This is a genomic window from Chloroflexota bacterium, assembly GCA_014360805.1.
Lineage (GTDB): Bacteria > Chloroflexota > Anaerolineae > DTLA01 > DTLA01 > DTLA01.
In genome coordinates, this window is the sequence record JACIWU010000055.1 from 1 (window position 1) to 21,770 (window position 21,770).

A 21,770-nucleotide genomic window follows, 5' to 3' on the forward strand; every position below is an offset into this window, starting at 1 on the left:
GCTAACCCCCCGCGCTACGTGGACGAAGCCCCTTCGGGGCTGGTGCTAGCCCGCAGGGCTTTGCGCATTCAGCCCGATGCTTCAGCGTCGGGCGGGGCGTGGCGGCATGCCCGCGCGGGGCTAAACCCCCGCGCTACGTGGGCGAAGCCCCTTCGGGGCTGGTGCTAGCCCGCAGGGCTTTGCGCATTCAGCCCGATGCTTCAGCGTCGGGCGGGGCGTGGCGGCATGCCCGCGCGGGGCTGAACCCCCGCGCTGAGGGGCGTTTGGATCGCGAAGGGCACGAAAGGGCGCGAAAGGCGCGAAAGTCGCGCGGGGCGTGGCGGCATGGCCGCGCGGGGCTAACCCCCGCGCTCTAGCGTCGGGCGGAGCAGGCTTTACATTCGTGCCGATTCGTGTGATTCGTGGATGACCGTGGCCCGCGCGGGGCTGGTGTGGCCCCGCGGGGCTTTGGCATCGGGAATGGCCGATCGGGCGGCCGGCAGGGTGCAGCCCTGGCTACTTCTTGCTCTGCTCGCGGTGGTACTGCAAGGTGCGGGCAATGATGTCGTCCACGGGGCTGGGGCTGCGCGGCTCTTTTGATTTCGCGCGGGCGCGGCGCTCTTGCTTCTTGGCGCGCTCGCGGGCCTGCTGCAGCGCCAGTTCCATGACGGTGGGGATGGCTTCCTCTTCCTCTTCAGGCTCGGCGACCCCTTCGGCGGGCTCAGGCTCTTTCTCTATCAGCGCCTTCATGCTGAGGGAAATCTTGTCGCCTTCCACCTTGAGGATCTTGACCTGAACCTCGTCGCCTACGGACACCACATCTGCCGGATTGCGGACGAACTCATCGGACATCTCGGACACGTGGACGAGGCCATCGTTGCGCGCGCCGATGTTCACGAACGCGCCGAACTTGGTGATGCGCACCACCTTGCCCGTTACCACCATGCCGGGCTTCAGGTCCGACAATCGGTACTTCAGGGGCTCTTTCAGCGTGGCGCGGAAACTTTTCAGGTCAGGAGCCACCGCCTTGACCCAGACGGTGATCGGATCGCCGACGTGAAACTCAATCCCCTTGTTCTTGCCCAGCGGGCGGTACTCCGAAGCGTGGAGGAAGCCCTCGCCGTCCAGTCCGGCGTCAATGAACACGCCGACCTCGGACACACGCTTGACCGTCCCGCGGACCTTCATGTTCTTCTTGAGGTCCTTCACGCTCAGCACGGCTGGAGCCTCGGACGAGGGGGCCTGTGCGAGTTCCTGCGGATGATTCTCCATAAAGACAATGCCTCCTGGGTTTTCTACGAGCCTATGGGACGCTTGGCGGGCAAAAGAACAAGGCCCGCTGTCCCGGCGCCTTGTGCCACAAGGATATCACATGAGCCGTGTTGTGTCAAACGCAGGCGCCCCTGGAGGGACTCGAACCCCCAACGACAGGGCTTAGGACGCCCTCGCTCTGTCCTTTGAGCTACAGGGGCGCGCAGCACGATTATAACACGCCGCCGGTTCCACGCCAAAACGGGCGCGCGGGCGGTGTCGGCTCCGAACTCTGTTGGTCGCGGCATGGGTACGTGTGCGGTCCACTTCCGGAAGTGCGCCGCGCCTTGTTCATCAACATAAAATAGAACCGAGCGCGCGGGCCGCGACGGTTTTAGGGTCTGCGGGGGCTATCCTGCGACGGGCGAAGCCCCGAAGCCGTCCCCTCCGAGACCCCAAGGGTCTATTCTGCTTCGCGTGGTTTCGCGCGATTCGCGGTTCCAGCCCCGCGGCCTGCGCCCGAAACCTAGGGCGTCTGGATGACCACCATGCGGTCCAGGCCGGCGTAGTCCTGCCCGACGCGGGTGTGCCCGCCGGGGAACGCGGCCCGCGCCAGCCGCTCCACCTCCGCCGCATGCCCGGCGCCGATTTCCAGCACCACCGCGCCCCCGGGCCGAAGGTGCGCCGGGGCCTGGCCCAACAGGCGGCGGATCAGGTCCAGGCCGTTGGCGCCGCCGCGCAGGGCGTGCGACGGCTCGTGGAAGCGGATCTCGGGGGCCAGCGTCGGCCACTCCTCGTCGGCCACGTAGGGCAGGTTGGCCACCAGGATGTCCACCGCCCACGGCAGGCGCTCCAGCAGGTCGCTCTGGACCAGGCACATGCGGTCCCGCACGCCGTGGCGCTGGGCGTTGCGCCAGGCGACTTCCAGCGCCTCGCGGGATGAATCCAGCGCGCAGACCTGCGCGTGGGGCAGGTGGGCGGCCAACGCGATGGCGATAGCGCCGCTGCCCGTGCCCACGTCGGCGATGAGGATGGTTTGCGCGGTCCTGTACCTCGTCTGTGCCAGGGCCAGGACCTCGTCCACCAGGTGCTCGGTCTCGGGGCGCGGCACCAGCACTGCGGGCGTAACGGCGAAGTCCATGCCGTAGAACTCGCGGTGGCCGGTGATGTAGGCGAGCGGCTCGCGCTTCTCCCTGCGGGCGACCCATTCTTGGAATCGCGGCCATGCCTCGGCGGGCACGCACTCGGCGCCGTGGGCCAGCAGGAAGGCGCGCCCCACGCCCGCGCACTCGCACAGCAGGATCTCGGCGTCCAGACGCGGTGTCTCGCAGCCGGCGGCAGCCAGCCGCTCCGTCGCCCAGAGGAGCGCCTCTTGAATGGTACGCAGTGCGTTATCGGCCATTGCTTTCTCCGATGCTCTGTTCCAGCGACGCTTTCAGTTTCTCGGCCTGGTCGGCCAGGGCCAGTTGGTCAATGATCTCGTCCAGGTCTCCGGCCAGCACGTCTTCCAGTCGGTGCGTCGTGTAGTGAATGCGGTGGTCGGTAACGCGGTTCTGCGGGAAGTTGTAGGTGCGGATCTTCTCGCTGCGTTCGCCGGTTCCGACCTGGGCGCGGCGGGCGTCGGTCCGCTGGGCGATTTGCTTCTGTAGTTCCATGTCGTAGAGCCGCGCGCGCAGCACGCTCATCGCCCGCATTTTGTTCTGCAACTGCGAGCGTTCGTCCTGGCACGAGACCACGATGCCTGTGGGGATGTGGGTGATGCGCACGGCCGAGTCGGTGGTGTTGACGCTCTGGCCGCCGTGGCCGGTGGAGCGGTACACGTCAATGCGCAGGTCGTTGGGGTCAATCTCCACCTCCACCTCGTCGGCCTCGGGCAGGACGGCCACCGTCGCCGTGGATGTGTGGATGCGCCCGCTGGACTCGGTTACCGGCACGCGCTGCACGCGGTGGACGCCGCTCTCGTACTTCAGGCGCGAGTAGGCCCCGCGGCCCTGAACCTCAAAGATGATCTCCTTGTAGCCGCCGATGCCGCTCTCGTTGTAACTGATGACCGAGGTCTTCCAGCCCTTGGATTCGGCGTAGCGCATGTACATGCGGGCCAACTCGGCGGCGAAGAGCCCCGCCTCGTCCCCGCCCGCGCCCGCGCGAATCTCCACGATGACGTCTTTCTCGTCGTTGGGATCCTTGGGCAACAGCGCCAGGCGCAGTTGCTGGTAGAGTTCGTCCTTCTGCGCTTCCAGGCTCTGGATCTCGTCGCGGGCCAGTTCGCGCACTTCCTCGTCGGTCTCCTCTTCCAGCAGGGCGCGCGCCGACTCTATCTGTCGCTCCACCGCCTGGTAGCGGCGGTACAACGACACGATGGGCTCAATCTCCACCTGCTCTTGGGCGTAGATGCGCACCTTTTCGTGGTCCTGGCTGATTTCCGGGTCGGCCATCAATCTATTCAGTTCTTCGTATCGCTCGGCAATTTGAGCCAACTTCTCAAACATATTCGCAAGTCCTCTCACAGCGAAAAGGGCCCGCAGGCCCCTTCTTCACAGAATACTACTGGGAATCGTCGTTCCGTCAAATGTGGATGGGGCGCGAATGGCGCGTGCGAAACTGCCACTGGGCGTGGCTACCGGAACCAGGTCGCCAAGTAGTAGACCGCCGGGACGACGAACAGCAGGCTATCCAGCCGGTCCAGCATCCCGCCATGCCCTGGGATGAGGTTGCCCGAATCCTTGACGCCGACCTGCCGCTTCATCATGGAGATGCTCAAATCCCCGAGCGGCGCGAGGACCGCGACGGCCAGCCCGATGGTCAGCCCCTGGGGGGTGGTGAGGCCCACGAGCCGCCCCAGCAGGACGGCGGCGACCTCGGCGGTGAGCCATCCGCCGACGATGCCCTCCCAGGTCTTCTTGGGGCTGAGGCGGGGGGCCAGTTTGTGCCGGCCAAGCCACGTGCCGACGAAGTAGGCGCCGCTGTCGCTGATCCAGGTCGTAACCAGCGCGATGGCGGCCCATGCCAGGCCGTTGTCCAGGGCGCGGATGCGCAGGAAGTGCCCGCCCATCCAGCCCAGGTACAAGCCCATGCCCAATGCCAACGCCCAGTCGGCGGTCGGCGTCGTGCGGTTGGGCAGCAGCAGTTGCCACGACAGGGTGAGGATGAACAGCGCCGTCAGCGCCAGCGGCAGGTAGGCGTCCCACCGCCCCTGCGCCAGCACCAGCAGGACTGCCAGCGGCAGGTAGAGGCACAGGAACTCCGGCCGGAAGCCGCCCTTGCGCATCATGCCGCGGAATTCCCAGGCAGCCAGCGACAGGGCAGCGGCCATCAGGGCGAAGAGCCAAAGCCCGCCCAGATAGACCACCACCGCTACGATGGGCAACAGTATGGCGGCGCTGAGTACGCGTGTTCGTAACAAGGTCATGCTCCTGCTATTCGTTTCGGCCCGATGCTTTAGCGTCGGGTGAATACCTCACCCCCGCGCTGAAGGAGCGAAGCCCCTTTGGGGCTTTGCCCGTTTAGCCTGATGCTTCGGCGCCGGGCGCGGCGGTCGCCTGCGTGTCCCCCGCGATGCCGCCGCCGGCAGGCGGAACCCGCCCGAATTTCCGTTCGCGCCTGGCGTACTCGGCAAGGGCCTTGTACAGTTCGGCCTCGTTGAAGTCGGGCCAGTAGACCGGCGACGAGTAGTATTCGGCGTAGGCGGCCTGCCAGAGCAGGAAGTTGCTCAGCCGCATCTCGCCCGCCGTGCGGATGATCAGGTCGGGGTCGGGCAAGCCGGCGGTGTACAGATACCGCTCAAACAGCGCGTCGGTAACCTCGTCCGGCTTGACCCCGTCGCGTATCATGCGGCGCGTGGCCTCTACGATTTCGGCCCGCCCGCCGTAGTTGAAGGCGACGTTCAGGATGATCTTGGAGTTGTGGCGGGTTCGCTCCACGGCGCGCTCTATCTCGTGGAGAATGTCGGGCGAGATGCCTTCCACCTTGCCGCTGTGGCGAATCTGCACGCCGTTGCGGTCCAGGTTGTCCAGTTCATGCCGCACATACTGCATCAGCAGCGCCATGAGGCCCTTGACTTCCTCTTCGGGGCGTGCCCAGTTCTCGGTAGAAAACGCATAGACGGTCAGCACTTCTATGCCGAAATCGGCGCACGCCTGCAAGATGCGTCGCAGGTTTTCGGTTCCGGCCCGATGCCCCGCGAGGCGGGGAAGCCCCCTCGCCTGCGCCCAGCGCCCGTTGCCGTCCATGATGATGGCCACATGGCGCGGGATTCGGGACAGCGGCGGCCATTTGGGATTGCCCACCTTCGCCCTCACTCCGATAGCAAAACCGCAGGTCGGTGCAGATGGGCACGCGCGCGATGCGTTCTGCGGCGTATTCTGCGGCCGAAACTGCGGTTTGCCAGCCTAGACTTCAAGGATCTCGTTTTCTTTGTGCTTGCCGATTTCGTCGGCCCGCTGGATCATGCGGTCGGTAAGTTCCTGAATCTCCTCTTTGGCGCGATACAGATCATCCTCGGAGATCATCTTCTCTTCTTCCAGTTCGCGGGCGGTCTCAATGGCATCGCGGCGCAGGTTGCGAATGGCCACGCGCGCCTCTTCCACGCGCCTGGCGACGAGTTTCACCAGTTCGCGCCGTCGTTCCTCGGTCAGGGGCGGGATGACCAGACGGATGATCTTGCCGTCGTTCATCGGCGTCAGCCCCAGATCGGACTTCAGGATGGCCTTCTCAATGGCGGCCAGCCCTGCCTGATCCCACGGGCGGATGGCCAGCAGCCTGGGTTCGGGCACGGCGATGCTGGCGATCTGGTTCAGCGGCGTGGGCACCCCGTAGTAGTCCACCATGAGCCGCTCCACCAGCGCAGGCGACGCCCGCCCTGTGCGGATGCCGACCAGGTCGGACGAAAGGGCTTCCAGCGCCTTTTCCATACGTTGTTCGGTTTCTGTCAGCAGTTCCTTAATCATGGTGCACCTGCCCTGGCCGATTTGCCCGAAAGCAACCGTCCTAATGGTAGATGAGTGTGCCGATCGGTTCTCCGAACAGCACTTTCTCTACGCTGTGCGGTTCCCACAAGTTGACGACGACGATGGGCATGTCGTTGTCCATGCACAGGCTGATGGCCGTGCTGTCCAACACGCCCACGCGCAGGTTCAGCGCCTCAATGTACGTGAGTTTCTCAAAGCGTTTGGCCTCGGGATGCTTGTGCGGGTCCGCGTCGTACACGGCATCCACCTTGGTAGCCTTGATGAGCACGTCGGCGTTGATCTCCACCGCCCGCAGGGCCGCTGCCGTGTCGGTGGTGAAGAAGGGGTTGCCGGTGCCCGCGCCCATGATGACGACGCGCCCCTTCTCCAGGTGGCGGATGGCGCGGAGTCGGATGTAGGGTTCGGCGACGGCGCGCATCTCAATGGCGGTCTGGACGCGCGTATCCAGGCCCGCGCGCTCCAGCGCGTCCTGCAGCGCCAGCGCGTTCATGACGGTGGCCAGCATCCCCATGTGGTCGGCGGTGGCGCGTTCCATGCCGTGGCTGATGCCGTCAATGCCGCGCCAGATGTTGCCCGCGCCCAGCACGATGGCCACCTCTGCGCCGTAGGATTTGAGCACGGCGATCTTGGCGGCCAGCGCCTCGGCGGCCTCGGGGTCAATGCCGTACCCCTTCGGGCCTGCCAGCGCCTCCCCGCCGACCTTGAGCAGAATCCTCTTGTACTTCAGTTGCGGCATACCTGCCTCCACAGGGCTGTGGGCTGAAAACAAGGGATGCAACACCGGTTGCATCCCCTGTCCCGAATCACAGTTCCTCGCCCACTTCGTAGCGGACGAAGCGCCGGATCCGAGTGTTCTCGCCGACCTTCGCCGCCACCTGGGTTACCAGGTCTTGGATGGTCATGGTCTCGTCTTTGATGAATGCCTGGCGCAACAGACAGACCTCGTTGTAGAACTTCTCCAGTTTCCCCTGGACGATTTTCTCCACGACTTCGGCGGGCTTGTTGGTTCCCTCAAGTTCGCTCAGCGCGGCGCGGCGTTTTTCCTCCAGCACGGCCGACGGGATGTCCTCGGGCGACAAGTACTTGGGCGCCATGGCCACGACGTGCATGGCCAGGTCCTTCGCCAACTGCTGGAACTCGTTGGTGCGTGCTACGAAGTCGGTCTCGCAGTTCACTTCCACCAGTCCGGCGACGCGGCTTCCGGGATGCACGTAGAAGCCGATGACGCCCTCGGGCACTTCGCGGTCTGCGCGCTTCGCTGCCGCCGCCAGCCCTTTCTCCTTGAGATAGGCAATGGCCTTCTGGAAGTCTCCGCCGTTTGTCTCCAGGGCCTTTTTGCAATCCAAAACTCCTGCGCCTGTCTGCTCGCGCAGTTCCTTTATCATTGTTGCCGTGATCTCCATGATAGACTCCTCGTGTGAGTCGCGCGTTGTGATTGGCACGCCGCCGGTTGCCACCGGGCGACCGGCCCGCGCTGACTCGTATTGTGAGAGGGCCTGTTGTAGCCGGGCCTACTCTTCTTCGTCCTCTACATCTTCGGCCTCAAACTCGTCCTCTAGTTCCTCGACCTCATGCTCCTCGGTGGCGTCTTCGTCATCTTCGCCTGCGAACAGGCCAGACCGCAGTTTCGCCAGGGTTGACTCGCCCAAGAGGCGCTCGTCCTCATCCTCGTAGGTGTATTCCAGTTCTCCGGCCTCCTCGGCCTGTGTCTTGCGGGCGGCTTCTGCCGCGGCCTGTGCTTCGCGGGCGGCTTCCTCTTCGGCTTCCATCGTGCTGCGGATGGCCAGGCCTTCCAGCACGGCGTCGGCGATCTTGGAGGTCATCAGCCGAATGGCGCGGATCGCGTCGTCGTTGGACGGGATCACGTAGTCCACCGGATCGGGATCGCAGTTGGTGTCCACCATGGCGATGACCGGGATGCCCAGGGTGCGGGCCTCCTTGATGCCGATTTCCTCCCGCTTCACGTCCACCACGAACAGCAAATCCGGCAGGCGGGTCAGTTTGCGCAGCCCGCCAAAGCGGACATGCAATTTTTCCAGTTCCCGCTGGTACAGCAGGATTTCCTTCTTCGTCAGGCGGTTGATGTCGCCGCTCTCAAATCGCCTTTCCAGCGCCTCCATGTACTCAATCCGCTGGCGGATGGTGCGGAAGTTGGTCAGCGTTCCGCCCAGCCACCGCTGATTGACAAACGGCATATTGCAGCGCGTGGCCTCTTCGGCGATGGTGTCCTGCGCCTGCTTCTTGGTCCCCACGAAGAGGACGATGCCGCCGTTGCCCACGGTTTCGCGGGTAACGTTGTAAGCCGCCTCCAGCCGACTCAGCGTCTGCTGCAGGTCAATGATGTGAATCCCCTTGCGCTCCGTGAAGATGAAGGGTTTCATCTTCGGGTTCCACCGCCGCCTGCGGTGCCCGAAGTGAACTCCCGCCTCCAGGAGTTCTTTCATTGAAACGATCGCCATATTCCCTCCGTTTTTTTCTTCCGCCCTCGTCATCCCGGTGAGGACCGCCGGACGCCTGTCCCAGCGGCACGGCTCACTCAGTTGGAGGGCGTGCAAAATTATCGGATGCCTTTGGCATCCGACTGCATACTATACCACAACCGTGCGTTTTGTCCAAATCGGGCGTGCGGCGGCTCATCGCGGGCGAGAAGGAAGACGGGCCCTACGTGCCGCTGGGGGGCTTCTCGGCGGAGAGCCGCTCGTACAGGCGGGCCTTGAGGGCGGCCAGCGTCTCGCGGTACGAGGCGGAGCGGAGTGGGGGCGTCGTCATGATGTAGGCATCCTCGCCGTTGTCGCTGTAGTAGCGCACGCGCCTCCCCTGGATCGTGAACCCATACTTCTCGTACAGCCGCTGAGCGGGCAGGTTGCTGACCCGGACTTCCAGCGTTACCGCCGATGCGCCCCGCCGCTGGGCTTCCTCTATCATCGTCAGGAGCAGCAATTCGCCGACGCCGCGCCGTCGGTATGGAGGCGCCACGGCCAGCGTGCTGATGTGCGCCTCGTCCACCATCATCCAGAATCCGCCGTAGCCGATGATGGGCGTGCGCGGCGGCGCCGACAGGCGCAGTCTCCTGATCTTGCCGAAGACCCCGCGCGCCGTCGGTGTGGGGGCAGGCCGCGCCACCACGTACCAGGACAGGGTGTTCTCCTCTATCTCGTAGCGGTACGCGTGCGACGACCAGGGCGTGGAGAAGCAAACCCGCTCAATTTCCAGCACTTCGGGGATGTCCCGTACCCGCATGGGCTCCAGGAGATAGGGCAAGTCCTCGCCGTTCACGGCTCCCTCTCCGACACGGGGTGCTGGAGGTAGATGGGGCTGAGCGTCGCGATGTCATCGGTTTCGCCTGCCAGCAGCCGACGCCAGCCCAATTCGGCGAGGAACGCGGGTCGGCGGAGTGAGGCGGCGCTTGGGGCCAGGATCGCCAGGTCGGCGAATGTCTGCCGCAGGTGTTCCCGCGCGGCGCGATCCAGTTCGCCGCAGTAGAGGGTCTTGTGGTTGCCGTCGGGTACCAAAGCATCCAACTTCACGATTCGGTACGGCGAGATTTTCTGCCATTGGCCGCGCTGGATGCCGTACAGCGCCGCGCAGTAGCGCCCCCGCCCGGCTTCTACCACCGCCCATGTGGGGAGCCGCAAGGGCGCATGGGCGTAGGCCAGCGCGTCCAGCGACGGCACGCCGACCAGAGGCAGGTTGTGCGCCAGCGCCAGGCCCTTGGCAACGGCCAGCCCGATGCGCGTCCCCGTGAAGGACCCAGGCCCGATGGAAACGACCAGCCCGCCTAAGTCCTGCACCTTCAGGTGCTGCCGCTCCATCACGAACGCCAGGGTCGGCATCAGTTCCGCCGTGTGGTTACCCTGGGTTACCCACGTGGCTTCTGCCAGCACGCGGTTCTCGCTGTACAGGGCGATGCCCGCGGTGGACGTGGCCGTATCTATGGCGAGCACGATGGCGTCCCGAGCAATCACCGCTCTCCTCCTCTGTCGCCCCCGAACATGCTGCGCCGAAATGCCTCCAACAGTTGCCGATGTTCGTCCCCGTAGGCGACAAACGTGAGGCCGCGTTTGGTGTCGTCCACGAAGCGCAGACGCACTTCCAGGCGCTTCTCCGGCGTGCTCGCGCCCATGCGGTCGGCCCACTCAATCACCACGACGCACGAGAGGTTGAGGTACTCTTCCAGTCCCAGCGTGGGCAGGTCATCCTCTCCCAGACGATACAAGTCCACGTGGATGAATTTGGGGCGCGACGGGGCGGTGGCATATTCTCGGATGAGGGTGAAACTGGGGCTGACGATAGGCTCTTCCACGCCCAGGCCCTTGCCGATGCCCTGGGCCAAGCAGGTCTTGCCCGTGCCCAGTTCTCCCTCCAGGCAGATCACCTCGCCCCCGCGCAGCAGGGCGGCCAGGCGCGCACCCAGCCGTCGCGTCTGGGCGTCGCTGTGGCTGATAAAGTCTAGCATCCTTTCGTCCAAGACGGGAGACACGGCGCGCTTCCTCCGGCATATCTGTACGCCTGCATTATACAACGGGGCGACGCTCCCCGCAACGTGCTGCGGCCACTCTCATCGCTCTGCCTACTCGGATTCACCGCGGAGCACGCGGAGACCGCGGAGATTTACCCCGAAAACTCCGCGTTCTCCGCGATCTCGGCGGTGCGAACACCAGGTGCGTCGCACCTGGGTCCAGCACCTAGGCCCATAGCAAGTTTCCATACCTGCCCCAAGCGCCGGCTATGGGAAGCCGCCCTACGAGACCGGATTCACCGCTACCGGCGCAGCCAGAGGCAGGGGAAGCGCAATCTGTACACCGGCGGCGGGGTGGGCGTTGCCGTTGGCGTTGGCGTGGGGGTTGGGGTCTCGGTGGGCGTGGGCGTCGGAGTGGGCGTGTCGGTCGGTGTCGGCGTGGCCGTCGGCGTCGGCGTGGGCTCGCCGTACACGATGTCCAGGCGCGGCCTGAACGCGGCCTGATAGGGGTGGGACTGGGACGAGTAGAACGTGAACGCGATGTTGGCGCTGGACTCGCCGAACAGCAGCATGCCGTGATTCGTGTCGGGGCTGGCCACCCACTTCTTCGCAAGGGAAGTGATGTCCCACGTGTACCAGCGTTTGATCTCGTTGACGCGCATGTGGGCGATGGGTTCACACGCGGTGTCCTCGCAGCGGAGGGCCGCGCCGTTCTTCCGCCACGGTTGCCCTGCCGAGCGTTCCTGCCAGGTGGCACCGTTTTCGTCCCACGGAGCCAGCACCTCGTAGATGCGCATCATCAATTCCGATTGTGTGCTCTTCTCCAACGCGTACAGCGACAGCGTCGCGGTGAGCACTGTGGAGTCGGTCGGGATATGGGACAGGTCAAATCGCAGCAGGGGGACCTGGAGTCCGGCGGCCCGCGCGACAAGTCCTCCTCTCTGACCTTGGGATGTGGTGGGCGCGTACTGGTCCAGGTAGGAGTCGCCGACGCCCGCGTAGCCGTCCTTGCCCTGTTGCAGCGCGGCCACGATGGCCCGATACGGGCGCAGCGCCATCCGCACCTCGGAGACGCGAATCTGCGCGCCGGCCATCACCACGATTTGGCCGGCGTATTGACCCGGCGCGTACCCCGCCAGGTTGGCGGTGAATTCAACCGCGCTGCTGCCCGTGCCGTTGGTTTGCGCCAGCGAAATCCAGGGTACCGCCGGCGTGGCGAACCACGACAAGCCCGGCGCGGACGTGGACACGAACAGCGTGCCCGTTACGGCCGGCGCTTCAAATGGGACGATGCACTCGGTGATGCGCGGCGACACCGTGATCGCCACCGCCGGCACCGCGCCGACTTCGGCCTGGACGCCTTCAACCAGCGGGAGGTGGTCGCTTCCCACCGCCTCAACGGCGATGCCCGAAATGTGGAGGCCGGGCTGCAACCCTGCGGGGAGGACGGTTACCGTGATGGCGGCCGGCAGGTGGTCGCCCTGCGAAGGCTCAATGCGAATCCAGTCGTTCTGCGCCACCGCCTGCCACGCGGCGTCGCGGCCGTCGTTGGTCTCCAGCAGGAACGCCTGGGATTGCGGCGGCTGGTTGCCGTCGCCGAAGGCAAACCGCAGCGTGGCCGGGTTCGTTTGCAGGCGGGTGTACATGGGCCTCACGATGGAGCCGCTCCAGCCGTGATCGCCCCGCGCGTCCAGGACATGCACGTAGAAGAAGTCGCCCGGGCGCACTTCCGCGACGTGGAACTGGCATTCGGCCGGGGTGGTCATCGGCGCGCACGATGTGATGAAGCCGTCCCTGCCGAGCAACTCCATCTTCACGATGGCATCGCCGGCGCGGTCGGCGGCGTAGGCGCGGAATGTGATCGCGTCCGCGGAGGTCGGCTCGCCCATCCAGCGGCCATTGCCCACGAGGGCTACGGCCAACTGTCCGTCGGTGTTGCCGAAGGTGCGCCCGCTGCGGAGCGCGTCAATCAGGTCACGCCTGGTGATGTTGGGCGCGAAAACGCCGTAGCGCAGGCTTCCCGCCTGGTTGGCGTAGTGCCCATCGCCGTAGCCCACCGAGGACACCTGCCAGCCATTGGCCAGCGCGCGCGGATACGCGAAGTAGAACGGCGGCGCGGCCGCGTTCTCTATCAGCGGAATCTTGGGCGCGGCGGGCGGGAAGAAGGCGAACCCGTTGAAATCCCCTATGCCGCCCACCCAGTCCAGGGGCATGGGATGATTAAACTGAGCGAAGACATCGGGGGGCTGCCCGGCCAGCCACGAGTAGAAGTCGTCCACCCACACGGGCGAGACCATCTCCTCGGAGTTGAACACGTTGAGATGGCCCTCGTCGCGGGTGTGTTCGTAGCCGCGCAGAAGGATGAAGTACCCGTCCTGCGTGTAGCGCTCGGCCAGTTCCCCCAGCGTCTGCCATTTGCGCGGGTCGGTCTGGGAGATGCGGCAGCCGCGGGCCAGCGACCCGATTTCAGGCACGTGGAAGGAGTTGTTGTGCTCGGTTATGGCCATAAAGTCGTTGTGGCGCGTGTTGCGCGCGGCGATGATGGCCTCCTCGGGCAGGCCGCAGCCATCGGTAGAGTACCCGGTGTGCTGGTGGAGTTCGCCGAAGTAGGCGTTCAGGCCCATGAAACTGGGGCGGGGCGGCGTTTCGGCGGCGGTGGGCGCGGCGCCGTCTCCCCCGACGGCCCCAGACATGCCCCGCACCGCCGCCGGCGCGAGCAGGGCGAGGGCTGCCATTAGCAGAACCAGTACCTTGTGGCGCATGGGTCGGTCTCCCAACAAGGATAGCCTGTTGCTACCGGTTTTGGCGGCGCCCTGCGCGGGGCGTCGCTACGGCAGGAAGTAGAACGCCAGGGCGGTGATGACGTACACGGCCAGCAACTGCGCCCCCTCCAGCCAGTTACTCTTGCCGTCCAGGGCGACGATACCGGCCACGAGTGCGGCCCCCGCCAACGCCACCAACTCAAACTCGTTGAACACGAGCGTCAGCGGATTGCCGAACAGAAGGCTGATGAACACGAGCAGCGGGGCCACGAACAGGGCGATTTGCAGGCTGGAACCGACGGCCACCGCCATGCCCAGTTCCATCTGGTTCTTCCAGGCCGCCTGCACGGCAACCAGGTGTTCGGCCACATTGCCCACCAAAGGGATGATGACGATGCCCAGGAAGAACTCGCTGATGCCCCAGGCTTCCACTACCGGCTCGGCGGCGCCCACCAGAATCTCGCTCAGCCACGCCACCAGGACCGTGGCGAACACCAGCCACAGGAGCGACGTGCGCACGGACCACCGCGCTTTGCTCGGCGTGTGCTCGTGGGCCTGCACCGGCACCCGCCCCGGCAGGAACGCGTACACCAGGCTCAGCGCGTAGAGCACCAGCATGGCGATCGCAACGCCGATGCTTAGCGCCTCCACGCCGTGATGGTCCACGAGGTCAATCGTGTGGCTGAACACGGATGGCACAATCAAGGCGACGACGGCGAGGATCATCATCGTGGCGTTCATGCCAGCGTGTTCGCGGTCAAACGCCTGCACGCCGTTGCGAAGGCCGCCGAAAAACATGGCGAGACCCAGGACGAGCAGGATGTTGCCAAGGATAGAGCCGGTGATGGATGCCTTCACCAATTCCAGCAGGCCCGCGCGAATGGCGAAGATGGTGATGATGAGTTCGGCGGCGTTGCCCAGTGTGGCGTTGAGAAGCCCGCCGAGCCGTGGGCCGGTGTGCGCGGTCAGTTCCTCCGTGGCCTGGCCCAGAAGCCCCGCGAGGGGGATCAGCGCCGCGGCCGAGAGGATGAACACCGCCACGGGGCTCCACCCCAGCAGGTCGCCGAGGATCGCGATCGGGGCCGCCACGCCGAGATAGTACAGAGGCTTCATGGTCCGAGTCCAGCCGCTACTGCGAGATAAAGAGGCGTTCGGGCGCGTTCTGCGGCAGGATTACGCGCAGCGACTTGGGCGCGACGCCGAAATCCATCGGAGTGCGGCCCATCGCGTCACCGTCAAGGTGGACGGGCAGCGGCTCGTCGGCCTCTATGTGGATGCGCTCTCCCTGGTAGTACTCCACGTCGGGGCTGATCATGTGAGTCTGCGAAAGGACGTTGACCAGGTGCTTGAGCGTATCGGCGAATCCCTTGCCCTTGAACACGCACACGTCCAGCAGGCCATCGTCCAGGCGTGCGATGGGCGTCATGCGCACGGAGCCCGCATACGACTGGGCGTTGCCGATGACGGTGAGGATGAACTGGCTGCGGTAGGTTTTGCCGTCCACGGTGATGGTGGCCGGAGTGCCGGCGTAGTCGGGGGCTACCTGGAAGCCGGCGATCCACGTGGCCAGGTTGCCGATGTGGCGGCGCAGTTCCCAACTCACTACCTCGGTTACGCGGGCGTCAAAGCCGACGCCTGCCCACATGAGGAAGTAATCCTCGCCGGCCCTGCCCAAATCCACCGTCCGTATCTCGCCGCGCAGGAGGACATCGGCGGCTTCCAGCAGCGCCCGCCGCGTGAAGACCTTGGACACGGGGATGCCCATCTCCTGCGCCCAGGCGTTGCCGGTGCCTGCGGGTAGCACGCCCAGCGCGGTCTCGGTGCGGGCCAGGCCGTTCACGACGCGGCTGATGGTGCCGTCGCCCCCCGACGCGATCACCACATCGTAGCTGGCCTGCGCGGCTTCCCTGGACAGTTCCGTGATGCGGTGCGGGTCGTTCTCCACAAACCAATCCACGAACCAGCCATGGGCCGCCAGGTAGTCTCTTGCGGCAAGGATGTCTTGGGTCAAATCGCGCTGCCCCGCGCGAGGGTTGTAGATGAGTCTGGCCTTCATAGTCCCGCCCATCCCTTTGAGGTGCCCGAATTATAGCACCGGGGAGGCTTTTGAACAAAAGGGGAAACCCATGTAGAATGGGGGCAAATCTGGTGCAAGCGCGGTGGGCATGGAAGGCAGAACACAACAGGACTTGGTAGGCGGTCGCTATCGCATCCTGGCGCGGGCCTACGCGGACTCGCGGGCGATCACCTACCGCGCCGAGGACACGCGTTCGGGCGAGAGGGTGGCGCTTCTCGTGTTCCGCGCGCCGTCGGGCGATGCTGCGCCCCCGTTGCCCGGCATCCGGCAGATTCTGCAACGTTGGGCTGGCGTGTCGCACCCCGCGCTGCCCGCGCTTGTGGGCTACGGGCGGGATCGCGGCGTGGAGTATGCCGTGGCCGAGTGGCCGGGCGACTTCTGGCTCCCGCGCCTTGTCCAGAAAGCAGGCGGGCTTTCGGTGGCCCGCGTTGTGGACATCGGGCTGCAACTCTGCTCCCTGTTCTCCCATCTGCGCCAGGCGGGCGTTTCCCCCGCGGGGCTGGGGCTTGCGGACTTCGCCCTGGACGGGCGGGGTAACGTGCGGCTGCTGCCCGGCGCGGCGGTGCGCGTGTTCGGCCTGCCCGCCGCGGGAGACGCACGGGACGACGTGGCCAGGCTTCTCGCGTTGCTGCGCGCCATGCTGGGCGACGCCCGGACGGCGCCGCCGGACTTCGCATCGCTCCTGCGCGAGGACCGCTATCCCGATGTGCACGCCCTGGCCCAGGCGCTGGCGGCCTACTGGCGGTCGCGGTGGCATTCGCTTCCCGATAGGCCCGCGTTTCGCTCGCTCTCGCTGCCCCAGGCGCGCCCTGCGGCCAGGCCCGCGACGCGGGTGGCCCCACAACCCCGACCCGCGCAAGGGTGGGATGCCGTGGGTATCGCCCTGGCCGTCATGGCTCTTCTCGCCATTCTGGGCCTGGTGCCCCTTTGGGCCACGGTGTACGCGCGGTACGCCGCGCCTGTGGCGATGGCGCCGTCGCCGGGCGCGCAGGACGCCAGCAGCGTTGTGGTCCCCGACCTGACGGGCCTGGACGAGGCGACGGCCTGGGCGGTGCTGGCCCAGGCGGGCTTGCTGGCCGAGGTCGCGGGCCAACAGTATTCCGACGCCGTGCCCCTGGGCAAAGTCATCAGCCAGGACCCCCCGGGCGGGCAGCGAGCGCCGCGCGGGAGCACGGTGCGCCTCATCCTGAGCAAAGGATCCGACAAGACGACGGTGCCCAACGTGGTGGGGCAGTCGTATGGCGCAGCCGAGGCCGCGCTTGCCGGCAGCAACCTGAACGCCGCGCGGCAGGATGTGTGGAGCGAAAGCCCGTCCGACACGGTGATCGCCCAAGACCCGCCAGCCGGAACTCAAGTCATCCCGGGGACAACCGTGCTCCTGAAGGTTTCGTCGGGGCGCACTCTCAGCATCAACGCGACGCTTGGCGATGTGGCGCGCCTGCTGACGGTGGAAGCAGACCGGGGAGCGCTGCGCCCGGGCGAGACGCTCCACGTTACTTTCCGCTGGCAGGCGCTGCGGCCCGTTCAGAATCGGTACTCGGTCTTCGTGCACCTGGTGAACGCGAGCGGGCAGATCGTTACCCAGGACGACAGCGAGCCGGCCCGTGGGAGCCGCCCCACGACGACCTGGACGGCGGGGGAGGTTATTCCCGACGCCCACATGCTCACCGTGCCGGCCGACGCGCCGCCCGGCGAGTACCGCGTGCTGGTCGGCCTGTACCTGCCCGAGGCAAACGAGCGCGTGCCCGTGGTGCAATCGGGCCGGGCCGACTCGGAAGGGAACGCGCTGGTGGTCCATCGCGTCGCGGTGTCAAGCCCGTAAGCGATCGTAGGCTCTGCAACCGCGAATAGCGCGAATGCGCGCGAATGGGGAACAGAGCGTAGGGCAGGTTTCCATACCTGCCCCGTGTCCCTGGCGGCTATGGAAAGCCGCCCTACGGACTGCAACCGCGAATAGCGCAAATGCGCGCGAATGGGGAACAGAGCGTAGGGCAGGTTTCCATACCTGCCCCGTGTCCCTGGTGGCTATGGGAAGCCGCCCTACGGACTGCAACCGCGAATAGCGCAAATGCGCGCGAATCCGGATAGGGGAGCACGTGCGACGCACCTCCGAGGTGCGTCGCACGTTGCCCTCCCAACACTAGCGTTTGGGTGCTTGAGTTGACATAGCCGCGCAAATGCGTGTACAATACGAGCGGCGGGATTTTGTATTGGATTCTGGCGCAGGAGTGCGCCGGGTTGCCTGGTCGGGAGGGAGAATGAACGAACGCCAACTGCTGATGATCCCTGGCCCCATTTCGTTTGACCCCGCTGTGTTGCGCGCCATGTCCATCCCCACGGATAGCCACGTCAGTGCGGAGTTCATTGATCTGTTTGGCCAGGCGCTGGACGATATGCTGCAGGTCTTCCTAGCGCCTCACGGGTATCCGTTCGTTGTGGCAGGCTCGGGCACGCTGGCCATGGAACTGGGGCTGGCCAACCTGGTGGAGCCGGGCGACAGGGTGCTGGTGCTGCGCACGGGCGTGTTCGGCGAGCGGTTCAGCGACATCGCCCGCCGCCAGGGGGCCGAGGTGGACGAAATCGTGGCGCCGCTGGGCGAGGTGCCCGACATGGCGCAGGTGGAGGCCAAACTGGCGTCGGCCCCATACAAAGTCATGGCCGTAACCCACGTGGACACGTCCACCGGCGTCGCGACCGACGTCAAGGCGCTGGCCGCCCTGGCGCGGGAGCACGGCGCGCTGTCGGTTGTGGATGGCGTGTGCGCGACGGCGGGCATGGAGTGCCGCCAGGAAGAGTGGGGCGTGGACGTGTACCTCACCGCGTCGCAGAAGGCGATATCGGTGCCGCCCGGGCTGGCCTTGCTGGTGGCCAGCGAGCGGGCGATTGAGGCCTTTCGCCGCCGCAAGACGCTGGTGCGCAGTTACTACGCCGACTGGGGCAAGTGGCTGCCCATCATGGAAGCCTACCGCCAGCGCAAGGCTGCCTACTTCGGCACGCCGGCGGTCAACCTCGTGTACGCGCTCAGGGTCAGTCTGGCGCAGATTCTGGCCGAGGGGATGGATGCGCGGTTCCTGCGCCACCGACGGTTGAGCGACGGGTTCAAGGCGGCGATGGCGGCCCTGGGGCTGCGGCAGGTGCCTGCGCGCTCAGAGATTGCCGCCACGACCCTGACGGCGGTGTACTATCCCGATGGTGTGGGCGCCGAGTTGCTGGGCAAGATCGCGGCGGAGGGCGTGGTGGTGGCGGGCGGCCTACACCCCGACATCAAGACGCGCTACTTCCGCGTGGGCCACATGGGGCCGGCGGGGCCGTCCGACATCCTGGCGACGGTCGGCGCGATAGAGCGCGGCCTTGGAGCTTTGGGCTATCCGGTGGAGATGGGGCGCGGGGTAGAGGCGGCCCAGCGCGCCATGGGCATCTAGAGCGTGTCGGCGCCCCGCTCGCACTGGCGCGGAATGGCATCCGTCGTACGGGGCCGCCAACAACGGGCCGAACCGAGATGGCGTTGAGGAAAATTTCGCGGAAATTGAACCTTCGGGGCAACGCCGTTGTATTTGCAAATAGAGAGAGTGTTTGTTGTGGCAGAAAGTGCGGACGCTGCCCTCGTCTCGCAAGCCCGGTCGGGCGACATAGGGGCCTTTGAGGCGCTGTACAAGAAGTACAGCACCATGGTGTTCCGCACGGCCTATGCTATCCTTCGCGACCGCTACGCCGCCGAAGAGGTTACGCAGGAATGCTTCGTGCGCGCGTACCGGAGCATCGGGCGCGTGGTGGAATGCGAGTCGCTGGGGCCCTGGCTGCATCGGATCGCCGTGAACCTGAGTTACAACTGGTGGCGGCAGGCGCAGCGTTATCGGATTCTGCCGCTGGACTTCCTGGCGGCGGGGGAGCATTCGGCCCGAACCGAGTCGCCCCAGGTGGCGCTTCACCGCGCCGAAGTGAGCGACGTGCTGGCGAAGGCGCTGGATACCCTGGGGTTTGACCAGCGGGTGGCGTTGGTGCTGTTCTATCTCGGCGGTTTCTCTATAGAGGAAATCGCCTACGTCCTGGACTGCCCGGTGGGCACGGTCAAGTCCAGGCTGCACTACGGGCGCGCGAAGTTGAGGCGCGCGCTGGAGCGGTTGCGGCAAGCAGAGCCAGAGGTCGTGTACGAGTTCTGATGATGTGGGAACGAGCACGTAGGGTTTCGGACGAGGAGTTGGACTGGGCGATCCGCGACGCCCTGCGCGCGGAGACGGAGGGGCTGGAGCCTTCGCCGCAGGTGTGGCAGCGCGTGCGCGCGCGGATTGAGGCCGCTCAGCCTGAGCCAGACCGGCAGGCCCGCGGGGTCGTGTGGCAGACCCGCCTGGCCAACCTGCTCCAGGGCGTGGTGCTCGCGGTGCTGGTGCTGGGGTTTGGCCTGGGGCTTAGCCGCGGGTTCCCCACGACCGGATGGAATCGCACGGCCGTGCCGACGGTTGTCGCGGCTACCTACAGCAAAGCGCTGGACCGGTATCCGAAGGATGTGCTCAATGCCAAACGGTTGATGCAACTGGACCAGCAACAACCTGCGCCTGGGGCCTGGCGCTGGCCCCAATAGGCTTGACGAAACGCAAGAATATGCTATAATAGCATAGACTCGCTGTCCCGAGTTGTTCCATGCATCATGTCCCCACCGTCGTGGACTTTCTGAAACCGGAAAGGGGGTGGTTGCCGAAACCTGACGCGACAGAAAGCCCTTGGGTAGTTCAAAATCCGTAAAGAATCTAAGGAGGAAATGGGAAGATGAACAAGAAGTTCGTGCTGGTTTCGCTGCTCGTTGTCGTCGCGATGGTGCTGGGGGCCTGCGGCGGCGGGGGCGAGAAGTTGGCCAAGTCCATCAACATGAACCTTGGCACCGAGCCGCCCACGCTGGACCCCGGCCTGGCCACGGACACCACGTCGGTGCAGTGCGATGAGTTGCTGTTCTTGGGCCTGACCGACTTTGACGACAAGACGCTGGAGACGATCCCCGAGTTGGCTACCAAGTGGGAAGTCTCCCCCGACGGGTTGACCTGGACGTTCTATATGCGCAAGGACGTGGTCTGGGTGCACTACGACCCCGCCACCAAGAAGGTAACGGAGAAGGGCCCCGTAACCGCCTATGACATTGAGTATGGCGTGAAGCGCACCCTGGACCCGGTTACCGCCTCCGACTACGCGTATGTGGACTATATCATCAAGAACGGCCAGAAGTTCAACACGGGTGAGATCACCGATGCCAACGAGGTCGGCGTGAAGGCGCTGGATGCCTACACCGTCCAGTTCACGCTGGAGAAGCCGGCCGGTTTCTTCGCCGGTATCGCGGGCATGTGGGTCAACCGCCCCGTTCCTCGCGAGCCCATTGAGCAGTTCGGCGACAAGTGGACCGAGCCGGGCAACATCTGGACCAACGGCCCCTACATGCTGGAGACGTGGGAACATGAAAACAAGATGGTCATGGTGAAGAACCCGAAGTACTATGACGCCAAGAACGTCTCCATTGAGACCATCAACTGGGCCATGGTGGTGGAAGCGTCCACGGCCTTCGCCATGTACGAGAACGGCGAACTGGATGTTGCGGGTGTTCCTTCCGCAGACCTGGACCGCGTAAGGGCAGATCCGGTGCTCAGCAAGGAACTGTACATCGCTCCGTACCTGTGCACCTACTACTACGGGTTCAACAACACCAAGCCGCCCTTTGACAACAAGTTGGTCCGCCAGGCGTTCTCCATGGCCTTTGACCGCCAGAAACTGATTGACACCGTGCTGAAGGGCGGCCAGAAGCCTGCCAAGACCTTCGCTTGCCCGGGCATCTTCGGCTCGCCGGCGGAAGATCCGAACTTCCCGGAGATCCCGTTTGATCCCGCCAAGGCGAAGCAGTTGCTGGCCGATGCCGGGTATCCCGATGGCAAGGGCCTGCCCGAGATCACCCTGATGTACAACACCTCGGAAGGCCACAAGCGCATCGCCGAGTTCATCCAGCAGCAGTGGAAGGAGAACCTGGGCGTTGAGGTCAAACTGGCCAACCAGGAGTGGGCGGTCTATCTGAAGACGATCCACGGCCCGGACACGCCGCAGATTTACCGCCTCGGCTGGTGCGCCGACTACCCGGATGAGAACAACTGGGTGTTGGAAGTCTTCCACAGCACGCTCGGCTCCAATGACATCAAGTGGAGCAACGCGGAGTTTGACCGGCTGACGGAAGAGGCGGCGGCTTCCTCCGATCCGGCGAAGCGCAAGGAACTCTACTTCCAGGCTGAGAAGATTCTGGTGCA

Annotated in this window: 20 protein-coding genes and 1 tRNA gene; 5 read left to right on the forward strand and 16 right to left on the reverse strand. The window is 65.4% G+C overall.

Translation table 11 applies throughout. The annotated features are described in order from the left end of the window. Positions 1-495 precede the first annotated feature (495 nt). The 16 genes from H5T65_09960 to H5T65_10035 all read right to left on the reverse strand — a co-directional run bounded on the left by H5T65_09960 (position 496) and on the right by H5T65_10035 (position 15,474). On the reverse strand, positions 496-1,251 hold the full coding sequence (locus H5T65_09960) for a S1 RNA-binding domain-containing protein (GenBank protein MBC7259561.1): 756 nt from the start codon (positions 1,249-1,251) through the stop codon (positions 496-498). 126 nt (positions 1,252-1,377) lie between these two features. After that, positions 1,378-1,451, reverse strand: a tRNA-Arg gene (locus H5T65_09965). A 305-nt stretch (positions 1,452-1,756) separates the two neighbouring features. Continuing rightward, positions 1,757-2,632, reverse strand: a complete 876-nt coding sequence (prmC, locus tag H5T65_09970; protein ID MBC7259562.1) for a peptide chain release factor N(5)-glutamine methyltransferase — start codon at positions 2,630-2,632, stop codon at positions 1,757-1,759. Continuing rightward, positions 2,622-3,719, reverse strand: coding sequence for a peptide chain release factor 1 (prfA, locus tag H5T65_09975; GenBank protein MBC7259563.1), 1,098 nt, complete (start codon positions 3,717-3,719; stop codon positions 2,622-2,624). The genes prmC and prfA overlap by 11 nt, the downstream gene beginning before the upstream one ends. Positions 3,720-3,847: 128 nt before the next feature. Beyond that, positions 3,848-4,633 (reverse strand): phosphatidate cytidylyltransferase, encoded by a 786-nt coding sequence (locus H5T65_09980; GenBank protein MBC7259564.1) that lies wholly within the window; start codon positions 4,631-4,633, stop codon positions 3,848-3,850. Between the two features lie 100 nt (positions 4,634-4,733). Continuing rightward, on the reverse strand, positions 4,734-5,459 hold the full coding sequence (gene uppS / locus H5T65_09985) for a di-trans,poly-cis-decaprenylcistransferase (protein ID MBC7259565.1): 726 nt from the start codon (positions 5,457-5,459) through the stop codon (positions 4,734-4,736). A 159-nt stretch (positions 5,460-5,618) separates the two neighbouring features. Then, positions 5,619-6,176, reverse strand: coding sequence for a ribosome recycling factor (gene frr / locus H5T65_09990; GenBank protein ID MBC7259566.1), 558 nt, complete (start codon positions 6,174-6,176; stop codon positions 5,619-5,621). A gap of 40 nt (positions 6,177-6,216) precedes the next feature. Continuing rightward, entirely contained in the window at positions 6,217-6,933 is a 717-nt protein-coding gene (locus tag H5T65_09995) for a UMP kinase (protein ID MBC7259567.1), read from the reverse strand. 67 nt (positions 6,934-7,000) lie between these two features. Beyond that, positions 7,001-7,600, reverse strand: coding sequence for a translation elongation factor Ts (tsf, locus tag H5T65_10000; GenBank protein ID MBC7259568.1), 600 nt, complete (start codon positions 7,598-7,600; stop codon positions 7,001-7,003). Positions 7,601-7,708: 108 nt separating this feature from the next. Further along, positions 7,709-8,656, reverse strand: a complete 948-nt coding sequence (rpsB, locus tag H5T65_10005) for a 30S ribosomal protein S2 (GenBank protein MBC7259569.1) — start codon at positions 8,654-8,656, stop codon at positions 7,709-7,711. Positions 8,657-8,858: 202 nt separating this feature from the next. Further along, on the reverse strand, positions 8,859-9,437 hold the full coding sequence (gene rimI / locus H5T65_10010; protein ID MBC7259570.1) for a ribosomal protein S18-alanine N-acetyltransferase: 579 nt from the start codon (positions 9,435-9,437) through the stop codon (positions 8,859-8,861). Positions 9,438-9,469: 32 nt separating this feature from the next. Next, entirely contained in the window at positions 9,470-10,162 is a 693-nt protein-coding gene (gene tsaB / locus H5T65_10015; GenBank protein ID MBC7259571.1) for a tRNA (adenosine(37)-N6)-threonylcarbamoyltransferase complex dimerization subunit type 1 TsaB, read from the reverse strand. After that, positions 10,159-10,677 (reverse strand): tRNA (adenosine(37)-N6)-threonylcarbamoyltransferase complex ATPase subunit type 1 TsaE, encoded by a 519-nt coding sequence (gene tsaE, locus H5T65_10020; protein MBC7259572.1) that lies wholly within the window; start codon positions 10,675-10,677, stop codon positions 10,159-10,161. The genes tsaB and tsaE overlap by 4 nt, the downstream gene beginning before the upstream one ends. 281 nt (positions 10,678-10,958) lie before the next feature. Further along, positions 10,959-13,418, reverse strand: a complete 2,460-nt coding sequence (locus tag H5T65_10025) for a DNRLRE domain-containing protein (protein MBC7259573.1) — start codon at positions 13,416-13,418, stop codon at positions 10,959-10,961. A gap of 66 nt (positions 13,419-13,484) precedes the next feature. After that, complete coding sequence (gene cax, locus H5T65_10030; protein ID MBC7259574.1) at positions 13,485-14,531, reverse strand: calcium/proton exchanger; 1,047 nt, start codon at positions 14,529-14,531, stop codon at positions 13,485-13,487. A 16-nt stretch (positions 14,532-14,547) separates the two neighbouring features. After that, a complete protein-coding gene (locus H5T65_10035) occupies positions 14,548-15,474 on the reverse strand; it encodes a diacylglycerol kinase family lipid kinase (GenBank protein MBC7259575.1) in 927 nt (308 codons plus the stop codon). Between the two features lie 109 nt (positions 15,475-15,583). On the opposite strand from H5T65_10035, the gene H5T65_10040 reads away from it, so the two are divergent. The 5 genes from H5T65_10040 to H5T65_10060 form a co-directional block, all read left to right on the forward strand. Continuing rightward, the gene (locus H5T65_10040) at positions 15,584-17,317 is read left to right on the forward strand and encodes a PASTA domain-containing protein (protein MBC7259576.1); all 1,734 of its coding nucleotides are present in this window, start codon (positions 15,584-15,586) and stop codon (positions 17,315-17,317) included. A gap of 436 nt (positions 17,318-17,753) precedes the next feature. Next, positions 17,754-18,917, forward strand: coding sequence for an alanine--glyoxylate aminotransferase family protein (locus H5T65_10045; protein ID MBC7259577.1), 1,164 nt, complete (start codon positions 17,754-17,756; stop codon positions 18,915-18,917). A 156-nt stretch (positions 18,918-19,073) separates the two neighbouring features. Beyond that, positions 19,074-19,655, forward strand: coding sequence for an RNA polymerase sigma factor (locus H5T65_10050; GenBank protein MBC7259578.1), 582 nt, complete (start codon positions 19,074-19,076; stop codon positions 19,653-19,655). Next, positions 19,655-20,074 carry a hypothetical protein gene (locus H5T65_10055; GenBank protein ID MBC7259579.1) on the forward strand — a complete coding sequence of 140 codons (420 nt, stop codon included), beginning with the start codon at positions 19,655-19,657 and terminating at the stop codon, positions 20,072-20,074. The genes H5T65_10050 and H5T65_10055 overlap by 1 nt, the downstream gene beginning before the upstream one ends. Before the next feature lie 185 nt (positions 20,075-20,259). Next, the coding region (locus H5T65_10060) for a peptide ABC transporter substrate-binding protein (protein MBC7259580.1) at positions 20,260-21,770 on the forward strand (1,511 nt) is incomplete at its 3' end.